Genomic DNA, 12,642 nt, shown 5'->3' on the forward strand with positions numbered 1-12,642 from the left:
TGTAAAAAAGAATAAAGCTTATATATCGTAGGTCAAGAACCATAAACGGTAATAGGAATTATCTAAACCGTTAAAAATTTTTGATATGGAGAGGTGTCCGAGTGGTCGAAGGAGCACGCCTGGAACGCGTGTGTAGGGGAAACTCTACCGTGGGTTCAAATCCCACCCTCTCCGCCAGAGCCGTGCTAGATGGGGAGTTAGCGGTGCCCTGTAACCTGCAATCCGCTATAGCAGGGTCGAATTCCTCGTGGAGGCTTTGGTTTGTGTGGTCTGCCCTATGTAAGTGGTGTTGATGGCTGGGTCCCACGCAACGGGAGCCCATGAACCTTGTCAGGTCCGGAAGGAAGCAGCAATAAGTGGATACTTCCGTGTGCCGTGGATCAATCTAGCCTGAGCTAACTGCATAGGTAACGCACATAAACTACTGTCGAATCGAGGTGCGCGGCTTTTTTAATGTTAAATTTTGAATATAGATGTACATATTCAATAAAAATAATTAAATTTGGTTACTCTTCAATAGGATTAACAATATAGGACAAAAAACAATAGGATAAGAAAGAGAGGGAACTTTGAAACCAAGATCAAAGAACCCTCTTTTTCTTGTAATAAATAAAAAGCTATTTTATACTAAAAATTTTTAGTATAAAATAGCTTTTATTTATATTCTTTTTATAATGTTTTTATATTGAATAAATGCAACTAAGAAAAGAATACCTGCACAAAATAATGCTGAGCCTAATCCTGTGAAAAATGGACTTAAGTAAACTGGACTTATAAGATTATAACTTCTAATTACTATTCCAAAGGTAATCATAAAAATTATTATAATGTAGCCTTTAATATCAAAAAAAGCAAAGGCACATAAGAAATCCTTAGGATTAGATAATATTCTATTTTTATGTTTAAGATGCATTTTTAAAAATATAAATTTAAAGAACACAAAAAACACTATTATTGCAAAGATAATGCTTATAATAGAGGAACTTGTTCCATTTAGCATGTTTGGAAGGCCAAGGCTTAATAATTTATATCCTGCAAATCCCCAAAATAGCCCAGCAAATAACAATAAAAATCTTTTTTGTACTCTTGGAGCAAATTTATCTGAAAAACTCATTTTATAATCCTCCTTTTAACTATTAAATTTTAGATTTATTATACTATTTTATTTTAAATAATACTAATAAAAATATTAGTAAATTAAACTTAGTAATTAAATAAATTGAATATAAAATAATAAAAAGTATGGAATTTTATATCCATACTTTTTAGTTATATTTTTTACTATGTTTTAAACACTTAGTTTAGCTAAAACACAGTCATATTTTTAATTAAATTTATAATAGTTATTTTCTTAAAAGGTCTATAAATTCAAAATTTAATTCACTTTTTTCATCAGTTTTAGTGTTAGATTTGTGGATAACTTCCCATTCATTCATATCTATTTGTGGAAAAAATGTATCTCCAACAAAATCCTTATTTACCTTTGTTAAATAAAGTTTCTTTGCATAAGGAAGTAATAGTTTATAAATTTCTCCACCACCTATTACAAATATTTCTTCATCACAATTTTCATATTGTTTTAGTATATCTCCTAAACTATAAATTACAGATACTTTATCAGAATTTACAGTGAAATTTTTGTCTCTAGTTAAAACTATATGATGTCTATTTGGTAGTATTTTAGGTAAAGATTCAAAGGTTTTTCTTCCCATAAGTATTTTATGATTAGAAGTTATCTCTTTAAATCTCTTTAAATCCTCTGATATATGCCATAATAAACTATTGTCTTTTCCAATAGCATTGTTATTTGCAATTGCAACTATTATTGATAACATTAAACAGATACCTCCATTTTTATAGATGGATGATGTTTATAATCTTCTAGTTTAATGTCTTCTGGTGTAAAGTCGTAAAAATCTTTTATTTCTGGATTGATCCAAAGTTTTGGAGCTTCATATGCTTCATCTCTTCTTGTTAATTGAAGCTTCATTCCTTCTATTTGATTTTCATATATATGTGCATTATTAATAACGTGAGTAAATAAGCCTGGCTTTAATCCAGTTACTTGTGCTATAAGATGAACAAGAACTGCATATTGAGTAGTATTAAAAGGTACTCCAAGAGGAATATCTCCACTACGTTGTATAAGCATACAGTTTAATCTTCCATCTGTTACATCCCACATAGTAAGGAAACAGCATGGGTGAAGAGCTCCTGTATCTAAGTATGGAATTTGCCATAGGTTAATCATCATTCTTCTATCTTGTGGATTAGTTTTTAAAGTTTCAATTAGTTTGTCAATTTGATCAAACTTTTTAACAACCCAACCATAAGATGTTCCTATAGTTCCGTCATCCATCATCCATTCATTCCAAATCTTAACGTTTTGTTCTTGAAGTTTTTTTACGCTGTTTGATTGGTCTTTATATATCCATAGAAGTTCTTTAACTGCAGTTTTAAATGCTACAAACTTAGTTGTAAGTATAGGAAATTCCTTTTCTAAATCAAATTGTAATATTTGATGAGGAATTTTATATGTAGCAACTCCAGTTCTGTTTTGGTCATAGTATCCATGGTCTAAAATTTTTTCTACAATATCAAGGTATTGCTTATCGTATAAACTCATTTTAAAACCCCTTTCATTTCTTTAGTATATTTTAAAAAAGTGATTATTTAATTCCTTTTATAATTTAGGCATACTTTTAATTTCATTATACTATTTTAACAAAAGATAGAAGGGTATTAAAGGATTAAAATTATTAATTAAGTTTATTAAAAATATATAAATGATAAATAAAAAAACCTAAAATACTAAAAATAGTATTTTAGGTTTTTTAAATTTAGATAAATGCTATATGGAGGCACATTAAAATTATAAATGTTATTCCAAGTCCTTTGTGTATATGAATACTTTTATTAAACATTCTAAGTATTCCTGTAATAAGCATTAATCCTAAATCTACAAGAGCTAAAAAACCAAAGATATATCCAATTTTCCACTTAAATCCTAAATGTAAAAATATATAAGCATGAATCATAATTATAGAAATTGCAATTAATGCTATTAATATATGAAACCTTTGAAAAATTTTAGAAATACTTAAAAGAAATTTTCTAATCTTTCCAAGTATTGTACTTTCTAAAAATTCACTTTGAGCTTCCTTTGGAATATTTAAATGGATTTTGTTTAATCCTTTATCTAATAAATTTACTCCTTTTTGGTTTAAGTTTTTAATTATAAGTCTTAATACAAATAGTCCTATTACTAAGAAAAAGCTAATTTCAGCAGTGGTAGCTAAAGTTTTAGCAAAGTCTTTTAATCTTTTAGGATTAAATTTTAATAAATAATTATTTGTAACTGAATAATAAATAATAAAAGCTGAACAAATAATTAATATTATGCCTATAGCAAATGATGCTAAACGTTCCTTTTGTATAGGAAGTAATTTTTTCTTCATGTAAATCACCTCAAGTATTTATATGTGAGTATAATATCATAAAGTAATTAAATTAGTTTGAATATATATTAAAATTTTAGGTGAATATTGATTTTAGATAGCCAAATATAAATATAAAGTTATCTTAATAAATAGCTTATAGAATTTATATTATAGGTAATAATCAGTAATAGAAGTTTATCCATAGTTTTATTAATATATTTATTGTATAATTAATATAAACTTTAACTTTAGAAAAAGAGGTGACAAGACCTTGGCATATACAGCACTTTATAGAGAGTGGAGACCTAAAACATTTAAAGATGTAGTAGGTCAAGAGCATATAACAACAACACTTAAAAATCAAATATTAAATGAGAGAATTGCTCATGCATATCTTTTCTGTGGTACTAGAGGAACTGGTAAGACCTCAACAGCTAAAGTATTTGCAAAGGCTTTAAATTGTCTTAATTTAAAAGATGGTGAGCCTTGTAACGAATGTGAGATGTGTAAGAAAATAAATGAAGGTCTTGCAATAGATGTTACAGAATTAGATGCAGCTTCAAATAACGGAGTTGATAAAATTAGAGATATTATTGAAGATTCTAAATATCCTCCACAAGAGGCTAAATATAAGGTTTATATAATGGATGAGGTTCACATGCTTTCAACAGGAGCAGTTAATGCTTTCCTTAAAACACTAGAGGAACCACCAGCAAATGTTATATTTATTTTAGCAACAACAGATCCTCAAAAGCTTCCAATAACAATACTTTCAAGATGTCAAAGATTTGATTTTAGAAGAATAAATAATTCTGAAATAACAGGAAGACTTAGAGAAATTACTGAAAGTAAGGGAGTTTTTGCAGAAGATAAGAGTTTAGAACTTATTGCAAGAGTATCAGATGGAGCAATGAGAGATTCACTAAGTATATTAGATCAAGCTATTGCAATGGGAGATGGAAATGTAGACTATAGTGAATTAGTTTCAATGCTTGGCTTAGTTACTAATGAGTATTTATTCCAAATAACTTCATCTATAATAGAGAGAAATATAGAAAGTGCAATGACTACAATAGATAAAATAGTTTATGCAGGTAAGGATATATTTTTATTTATAAAAGATTTAATAGCTCATTATAGAAATCTTCTTATGATTAAGGTAACAAATAATCCAGAAGAGGTTCTTGATATGTCCCTTGAAAACATAGCCCTTGTTAAAGAGCAAGGGGAAAGAATAAGAGTAGAAGAAATAATGAGAAGTATTAGAATTTTGCAAGAGGCTGAAGAGAAGGCAAAAATGTCAAAGCAGGCAAGACTTTATTTAGAACTTGCTATAATTAAAATGTGTAAAATAGAATATGATACTTCAAATGAAGTTATACTTGGAAGATTAAATAGATTAGAGTCAGCTTTAAAATCAGGAAAGATACAAGTGTCTAGTGTTAATCAAGGACAAAAAATAGATGGTGAAAAGGCTGTTTCTAACTTAAAGAAGGAAGTAGTTTCTAAAGGCATAAACAATACTGTAAAGCCTTCAGAGAGTATTAAAGAAAATGAAGATCTTTCAAATGATATAACTATTCAAAGCGTTAAAGCTTCATGGAAGGATATATTAGAAGAATTTAAAAATAGAAGAGCTATGATTATTTATGCTTCAATAACTACTGGTAGACCAGCAAGTTGTCAAAATGGAGTAATAACAGTTCAATATACTGAACAATATTCTTTTAATAAAAATAGATTAGAAAAGGCAGAAAATAATAAGCTTATAAATGAAGTTTTTTCAGAAGTTTTAAAGGGAAATGTAAGAGTTAGATTTGAAGTTTTAGATGAAGGAAAAGAAAACTCAGCACCAGAAGATGTATTAAGTGATGTAATAGGAAAAGACTTTTTAGAAATAATTGATGAATAAAGGATTATATTATTTGGTACACTTTAGAATAAAAACACATAAGTTATAAAGTGAGAATAGAAATGAATAGTACTATAAGATATAGTAAAGTTTTTAAAAATAATATATAATTAAAATTAGATTTTATTATTAAGGAGGACATATACATGGCAAAAGGTGGATTCCCAGGTGGTATGGGAGGAATGAATAACTTAATGAAACAAGCACAGCAAATGCAAAAGAAAATGGAGCAAATGCAAAAAGAGCTTGAAGAAAAAGAATTTGTAGCATCAGTTGGAGGCGGAGCTGTAACTGTAACTGCAAATGGTAAAAAAGATATATTAGCAATTAACATAAAACCAGAAGTTGTAGATGAAGATGACGTAGAAATGCTAGAAGACTTAGTTTTAAGTGCAGTAAATGAAGCATTAAGAAAAGCAGAAGAAGAAACTTCAAGCAAAATGGGTAAATTAACTGGTGGAATGAATATACCAGGATTATTCTAATTAGAAGTAGTCTAACTAACATTAGTAATAAAAAGTCAGTTATTTAACTGGCTTTTTTATTATAAATAAAATATTAAGCTATTTTTAGGTGATTTTTAATTTTAAATAGCTGAAATTTAAAATAAAAGGGGGGAGCAAATGAAAAAATATTTAAGCATATTTTTAAAAGTAATTGGATTTATTTTAGAGTATCTATTATTTCAAGTAGGAGTGGTATTAGTTTATTCTATTATAATTTCCATAGAGGTATTAAAGGAAAATAGAAATTTAGAACTAGTTTTAAAAGAAAAAGTAGGAAATAATATATTTACCTTATTTATGATAGCAGCGATTATAAATTTTTTTGTTTATATTTTAATGTTTAGAAATAAAAATAAAAATCTTTTTAAAAGGTGCAAATTTAATAGAATAAATATAAGGTATATTCCTAAATTAATTTTAGTTATAATTGGAATGACTTTAACTTCCGTAGCTTTAGTTAGTGAATTTGGAGATATTTTTAATAGTTATAACGTAGTTCAGCAAGCTATAATCCAATCCTACAATTCTATAATTTCAATGTTTAGTATTATAGTAGTATTACCAATTTTTGAAGAGATTTTGTTTAGAGGTTTAGTTTTTTATGAATTAAGAGAAAGATTTAGTGTTATAGCAACTGTTATAATACAAGCTTTAATTTTTGGAATATGGCATCTTAATCCACTGCAAGCAGTGTATACGTTTTTTGCAGGGATAATATTTGGGGTAATACTAGTATTTACAAATTCTATATGGGGAAGTATCATCGCTCACATAATATATAATTTATTAGGTTCTTTATGTATTCCAGCTCTAATTTATTTTTTAGGAGATTCTGTAGATATATATATGTACATAATAGTTGGAATTATATTATTTATACTAGGAATAATTCTTATGTATAAACAATATAAGAGAAGTAAAAGAAAGTATTTATTTTCAAACATAAAAAGATAGATTGTAATAAACAATACTTATAAATTATAAAATCAGACTACTATTTTTTAGCTGTCCTTAATAATTAGGGCAGTTTATTTTTTTGTATATTAAAATATAAACTTAAAAGAGATTTTTACATTAAACATTCCAAAATTATGAAATAAGATTTAATAATAACAAAATGTTAAATTTTTATTCATTAATTGTACTATAATAAGAATAAGGGAATGTTAATTTTTTCATAAAGTAAGTTAGGTTTTATAAATAAAATAGTTATTAGTAATTTAATTAATATTAAAAAAGTAAATTAATAATGATTTTAAAAGGTGATGATTTTATGAATAAGGGGACTATTATAAATATACAAAAATATTCGGTACATGACGGGCCTGGAATAAGGACAACAGTGTTTTTTAAAGGATGTCCTTTAAATTGCTTATGGTGTCATAATCCAGAAAGTCAAAATAAAGAAAAAGAGATTATGTTTTTTAGGGAAAGGTGTACAGGCTGTGGAAAGTGTGTAAAAAGATGCCCTAATAATGCTATAAAAATAACAAATGGCAAATCTTTAATAAATAAAGAAAAATGTATCTTATGTAATAAATGTATAGATTTTTGTCCTAATAATGCAAGGGAACTTGTAGGAAAAAATTTAAGTAAAGAAGAGCTTTTTAAAGAAATACTAAAAGACGAAATATTTTATGAAGAATCAGGTGGCGGAGTAACTTTTTCAGGTGGAGAACCAATGTTATATGCTGATTTTATAGATGATATATTATCTCAGTGTAAAATTAGAGGAATACATACTGCAATAGATACTTGTGGCTATGTATCTTGGGACAAATTTGAAAAAATAAAGGATAAAGTAGATTTATTCTTGTATGATTTAAAACTAATGGATAATGAAAAACATAAAAAATATACAGGAGTAGAAAATAAATTAATATTAGATAATCTTAAAAGACTTTCAGATAATGGACATAATATTTTTATAAGAATGCCTATAATTACTGGTGTAAACGATGACTTGAAGAATATAGATGAAGCTATAAACTTTATATCTAAATTAAATATAATTCAAGTGAATTTATTACCATATCACAAAATGGGAATGGATAAATATAAAAGACTTAATATGAAGTATAAACTTTCAGGAGATGAAAAACCTTCTGATGAAAAAATGAGTGAAATACTTAAAAGGTTTAAAAAAAATAACATTAAAGTAAAAATAGGAGGGTGAATTATATTATGATGAGTGAAAGAGTTAAAAAGTTAAGGTCTCAAAGTTTAGATGCAGTACCACGTATTTCTATGGAAAGAACACAAATTGTAACAGAGGTTTATAAGAAATATGAGGGAACTGTATCAATTCCAGTTTTAAGAGCATTAGTATTAAAAGAATTAATGGAAAAGAAAGAAATATGTATTAATGATGGCGAACTTATAGTTGGTGAAAGAGGGGAAGAACCTGCTGCAACTCCTACTTATCCAGAGTTATGTTGTCATACTATTGAAGATTTTGATGTAATGGACAAGCGTGAAAAAATTTCTTTTAAAACTACAGAGGAAGATAAGAAAATTCAAAAGGAAATAATAATACCTTTCTGGGAAAAAAGATCAATGAGACATAAAATATTAAATAATATGACTCCAAAATGGAAAGAATGTTATAAGGCTGGAATGTTTACTGAATTTATGGAACAGAGAGGACCAGGCCATACAGCTGGTGGAGATAAATATTATAAAAAAGGATTTTTAGAAATAAAAAAAGATGTTGAAAATTCTATAAAAGAATTAGATTATTTAAATGATGATAGGGCTTTAGATAAAAAAGAAGAATTAGAAGCTATGAAAATTGCTTGTGATGCCATAATGATTTATGGAAAACGCTGTGCAGAAAAAGCTTATAAATTAGCAGAGGATGAAAAGGATGATAAAAGAAAAAAGGAACTTATAGAAATAGGAGAAATGTGCAGCTGGGTTCCAAGTCATAGTCCAAGAACTTTTAAGGAAGCACTACAAATGTATTGGTTTGTTCATATATGTGTAATTTCTGAATTAAATCCTTGGGATGCCTTTAATCCAGGAAGATTAGACCAACACTTATATCCATTTTACAAAAAGGAAATTGAAGAGGGAACTTTAACTAGAGAAGAGGCAAAGGAACTATTAGAATGTTTCTGGGTTAAATTTAATAATCAACCAGCACCACCTAAGGTTGGTATAACATTAAAAGAAAGTGGAACTTACACTGATTTTGCAAATATAAATAGTGGTGGAATGAAAGCTGATGGTTCAGATGGAGTTAATGATGTAAGTTATTTAGTTCTTGAAGTTATAGATGAAATGAAATTATTACAACCAAGTTCTAATGTTCAAATAAGCAAAAAAACACCACAAAGATTTTTAAAGAAGGCTTGTGAAATAATAAGAAAGGGATGGGGACAACCATCACTATTTAATGCAGATGCTGTAGTTGAAGAATTATTAAGGGCTGGTAAGTCAATAGAAGATGCTAGATGCGGAGGAACAAGTGGTTGTGTTGAAGCTGGTGCCTTTGGTAAAGAAGCCTATATATTAACAGGATATATGAATTTACCAAAAATATTAGAAACAACTTTATTAAATGGTATAGATTCTCAAACAGGAAAACAAATAGGATTAAAAACAGGTGAAGTATCAACATTTAAAACCTATGAAGAATTATTTGAAGCCTTTAAAAAACAACTTAAATATTTTATTGATATAAAGGTAAAGGGAAATAGAGTTATAGAAAGAATGTATGAAACTTTAATGCCAGTTCCATTTTTATCAGTTATTACAGATGATTGTATTAAAAAAGGAAAGGATTATAATGGAGGTGGAGCTAGATATAATACAAGTTATATTCAAGGTGTTGGTATAGGAACAATTACAGACAGCTTGGCAGCAATTAAATATCAAGTATTTGATAATAAAAATATAACTATGGAAGAATTAATGAATGCTTTAAAGGATAATTTTGAAAATTATGAGGATATATTAAATTTAGTGAAAAATAAAACTCCTAAGTATGGAAATGATGATGATTATGCAGATGAAATAATGCAGAAAGTATTTAATGCATATTATAATGAAGTTGATGGAAGACCAAATTGTAGAGGAGGAGTATATAGAATAGATATGCTACCAACTACATGCCATGTTTATTTTGGTTCAGTTATAAATGCAACTCCAAATGGTAGAAAGGCAAAACTACCTGTGTCAGAGGGAATTTCTCCAGAAAAGGGAGGAGATACAAATGGACCAACAGCAGTTTTAAAATCAGCCTCTAAAATGGATCATTTAAGAACAGGAGGAACATTATTAAATCAAAAGTTTACTCCATCTGTTGTACAGGGCGAAGAAGGATTAGATGGTATGGCAAATTTAATAAGAGCTTATTTTAGAATGGACGGACATCATATTCAATTTAATGTTATAAGCAAAGAAACACTATTAAAGGCACAAGAAAATCCAGAGGAATATAAGGATTTAATAGTACGTGTTGCAGGATATAGTGATTACTTTAATAACTTAGATAGAGTATTACAAAATGAGATTATAGAAAGAACAGAACAAAGTAATTTCTAAAAAATTATATAAATTTAGGAGGTATAGGAATGAATAAAACAATAGGATTTATTGGCGCAGGGAACATGGGACAGGCTATGATTGGTGGAATAGTTAGCTCTAAACTTACTATGCCAGAAAACATAATTGTAAGTGACTTAAGTGACGATAATTTACTAAAGGCTAGGGAAAATTTCGGAGTTAAAACTACAAAGAAAAACATTGATGCAGCTAAGGATTCAGACATATTAGTATTATCAGTTAAACCTAATATATACAGTATAGTTATAAATGAAATAAAAGATTTTGTAAAAGACGATGTAATAATAGTTACTATAGCTGCTGGTAAAGCACTAAAAAATACTGAAGAACTATTTGGAAAGAAAATAAAAATAGTTAGAGTTATGCCAAATACTCCAGCTCTAGTTGGGGAAGGTATGGCTGCTATATGTGCCAATAAATTAGTTTCAAAGGAAGAAATTAAAGAAATTACAAATATTTTTGAAAGCTTTGGAAAAGCTGAAGTAGTAGAAGAAAAATTAATGGATGTAGTAACATCAGTAAGTGGATCTTCTCCAGCCTATGTTTATATGTTTATTGAAGCTATGGCAGATGCAGCCGTATTAGATGGAATGCCAAGAAATCAAGCATATAAATTTGCAGCCCAAGCAGTTTTAGGTTCTGCAAAGATGGTATTAGAAACAGGAAGTCATCCAGCAGTTCTTAAGGATATGGTTTGTTCACCAGGGGGAACAACTATAGAAGCTGTAGCAACTCTTGAAGAGGAAGGCTTTAGAAATGCAGTTATAAAAGCTATGAGAAGTTGTACAGAGAAATCAAAGGAGATGTCTAAATAATTTAATTTAAAATTAAATTATGATTTTAAAGAGTATTAGATTTTTTCTAGTACTCTTTTTTGTAATAAATTTATATTTAGATTCAGAAAAATATTTTTTATAAAAGTTGTTAAATAATATAAACTATATTAAACTACTATTATTAGAGTTTTAAAGTTTAATTTAATAGAGAAAACTTTTGAAAGGAAGACGAGATTTATGGAATTTTATCCAGTTGCAATAGAGAAACTAATAGAAGAGTTTGCAAAGCTACCTAGTATAGGACAAAAGACAGCTCAAAGATTAACTCTTCATGTATTAAATTTACCAGAGGATGAAGTAAAAGAGTTTGCAGATGCTTTAGTTAAAGCAAGAGGAACAATAAAATATTGTTCAGTTTGTGGTAATTTTACTGATTCTGATCCATGTGCAATATGTTCAAATCCTAATAGAGATAAAAGTACTATATGTGTTGTTGAACAACCAAAGGATATTATGACAATGGAAAAGGTAAAAGAATATAATGGAGTTTATCATGTACTTCATGGAAATCTATCACCAATGCAAGGAAGAGGGCCTCAAGATATTAGAATAAGAGAATTAGTATCTAGAATGAAAGAAGAAATAAAAGAGGTAATTATAGCTACTAATCCTAACATAGAAGGAGAAGCTACAGCTATGTATATAGCAAAAATTCTTAAGCCTTTAGATGTTAAGGTTACTAGAATTGCAGCAGGTATACCAGTTGGTGGAGATTTAGAATATGCAGATGAGGTAACTCTTTCAAAGGCATTAGAAGGAAGAACTCAAATATAAAAAAGAAGGACTCAAAAATTTTTTGAGCCCTTAATTTATAGATGGGAGTTAGAAGTTTTGTTTGAGAATGAGTGAAAAGCTTCTTATGATAACAATGTATGGTATTATAAGAAAAAGTGTTACTAAAATTTAAAAAAGGCTTGTATACTTATCCATAATTTTGGATAGAATTATATATAGGTAATTTTTGGAGTTATATTATGGGGAAAATTTTGAACTTAAATACAGGCAAATAAAAATTATATTATGAATATATGATATTTGCAGAATAAAGAGGTGGTTTTATGGATATGGAATTAATTATATATGGAGCTATAGGATTAGTGGTTTTATATGTACTTATAACTTTACTAAAGTGGCCAATTAAATTATTAATAAATGGCTTAATGGGAGTTGTATTGTTATATATAGTAAATTTAATTGGAGGAGCATTAGGATTCCATATAGCTATAAATATAATAACAGCTTTAATAGCTGGTATATTTGGAATACCGGGAGTTGCGGCACTTATATTATTTCAATTGTTTCTTTAAGGAATTTAAAGAGAGTAGTTTTACAAGATTTTTTGTAAAGCTGCTCTCTTTTTTCCATTTAAGAAATTATTA

The 12,642-nt window shown here is 27.9% G+C and carries 12 protein-coding genes, 1 tRNA gene and 1 other RNA gene; 10 read left to right on the forward strand and 4 right to left on the reverse strand.

Features of this window, described 5'->3' with window-relative positions; translation table 11 throughout:
* The first annotated feature begins 87 nt into the window (after positions 1-87).
* Both J2S18_RS11165 and ffs read left to right on the forward strand, forming a co-directional pair.
* Positions 88-177: transfer RNA gene (locus J2S18_RS11165), tRNA-Ser, on the forward strand.
* Between the two features lie 3 nt (positions 178-180).
* Positions 181-445, forward strand: an RNA gene (gene ffs / locus J2S18_RS11170) — signal recognition particle sRNA large type.
* A 213-nt stretch (positions 446-658) separates the two neighbouring features.
* Here the strand turns inward: ffs and J2S18_RS11175 are convergent.
* The 4 genes from J2S18_RS11175 to J2S18_RS11190 form a co-directional block, all read right to left on the reverse strand.
* A complete protein-coding gene (locus J2S18_RS11175) occupies positions 659-1,114 on the reverse strand; it encodes a hypothetical protein (protein WP_307486945.1) in 456 nt (151 codons plus the stop codon).
* Between the two features lie 229 nt (positions 1,115-1,343).
* The gene (locus tag J2S18_RS11180; RefSeq protein ID WP_307486947.1) at positions 1,344-1,835 is read right to left on the reverse strand and encodes a dihydrofolate reductase; all 492 of its coding nucleotides are present in this window, start codon (positions 1,833-1,835) and stop codon (positions 1,344-1,346) included.
* Positions 1,835-2,626 carry a thymidylate synthase gene (locus J2S18_RS11185; protein ID WP_307486949.1) on the reverse strand — a complete coding sequence of 264 codons (792 nt, stop codon included), beginning with the start codon at positions 2,624-2,626 and terminating at the stop codon, positions 1,835-1,837. The genes J2S18_RS11180 and J2S18_RS11185 overlap by 1 nt, the downstream gene beginning before the upstream one ends.
* Before the next feature lie 214 nt (positions 2,627-2,840).
* The gene (locus J2S18_RS11190; protein ID WP_307486950.1) at positions 2,841-3,458 is read right to left on the reverse strand and encodes a hypothetical protein; all 618 of its coding nucleotides are present in this window, start codon (positions 3,456-3,458) and stop codon (positions 2,841-2,843) included.
* 253 nt (positions 3,459-3,711) lie between these two features.
* Here J2S18_RS11190 and dnaX point away from each other — a divergent pair, with 253 nt between their 5' ends.
* The 8 genes from dnaX (at position 3,712) to J2S18_RS11230 (ending at position 12,570) form a co-directional block, all read left to right on the forward strand.
* A complete protein-coding gene (gene dnaX / locus J2S18_RS11195; RefSeq protein WP_307486952.1) occupies positions 3,712-5,352 on the forward strand; it encodes a DNA polymerase III subunit gamma/tau in 1,641 nt (546 codons plus the stop codon).
* A 146-nt stretch (positions 5,353-5,498) separates the two neighbouring features.
* Positions 5,499-5,837 (forward strand): YbaB/EbfC family nucleoid-associated protein, encoded by a 339-nt coding sequence (locus J2S18_RS11200; protein WP_307486954.1) that lies wholly within the window; start codon positions 5,499-5,501, stop codon positions 5,835-5,837.
* A gap of 138 nt (positions 5,838-5,975) precedes the next feature.
* Positions 5,976-6,812, forward strand: coding sequence for a CPBP family intramembrane glutamic endopeptidase (locus J2S18_RS11205; protein ID WP_307486955.1), 837 nt, complete (start codon positions 5,976-5,978; stop codon positions 6,810-6,812).
* Positions 6,813-7,131: 319 nt separating this feature from the next.
* Positions 7,132-8,034 carry a trans-4-hydroxy-L-proline dehydratase activase gene (locus tag J2S18_RS11210; RefSeq protein ID WP_307486957.1) on the forward strand — a complete coding sequence of 301 codons (903 nt, stop codon included), beginning with the start codon at positions 7,132-7,134 and terminating at the stop codon, positions 8,032-8,034.
* Positions 8,035-8,042: 8 nt separating this feature from the next.
* Complete coding sequence (gene hypD / locus J2S18_RS11215) at positions 8,043-10,406, forward strand: trans-4-hydroxy-L-proline dehydratase (RefSeq protein ID WP_307486958.1); 2,364 nt, start codon at positions 8,043-8,045, stop codon at positions 10,404-10,406.
* A 29-nt stretch (positions 10,407-10,435) separates the two neighbouring features.
* Positions 10,436-11,242: a pyrroline-5-carboxylate reductase gene (gene proC / locus J2S18_RS11220; RefSeq protein WP_307486960.1), complete on the forward strand. Its 807-nt coding sequence runs from the start codon at positions 10,436-10,438 to the stop codon at positions 11,240-11,242.
* Positions 11,243-11,440: 198 nt separating this feature from the next.
* The gene (recR, locus tag J2S18_RS11225; RefSeq protein WP_307486961.1) at positions 11,441-12,037 is read left to right on the forward strand and encodes a recombination mediator RecR; all 597 of its coding nucleotides are present in this window, start codon (positions 11,441-11,443) and stop codon (positions 12,035-12,037) included.
* 284 nt (positions 12,038-12,321) lie between these two features.
* The gene (locus tag J2S18_RS11230; RefSeq protein ID WP_307486963.1) at positions 12,322-12,570 is read left to right on the forward strand and encodes a pro-sigmaK processing inhibitor BofA family protein; all 249 of its coding nucleotides are present in this window, start codon (positions 12,322-12,324) and stop codon (positions 12,568-12,570) included.
* Positions 12,571-12,642 lie beyond the last annotated feature (72 nt).

The sequence above is a fragment of the Eubacterium multiforme genome, assembly GCF_030813415.1.
Lineage (GTDB): Bacteria > Bacillota > Clostridia > Clostridiales > Clostridiaceae > Clostridium > Clostridium multiforme.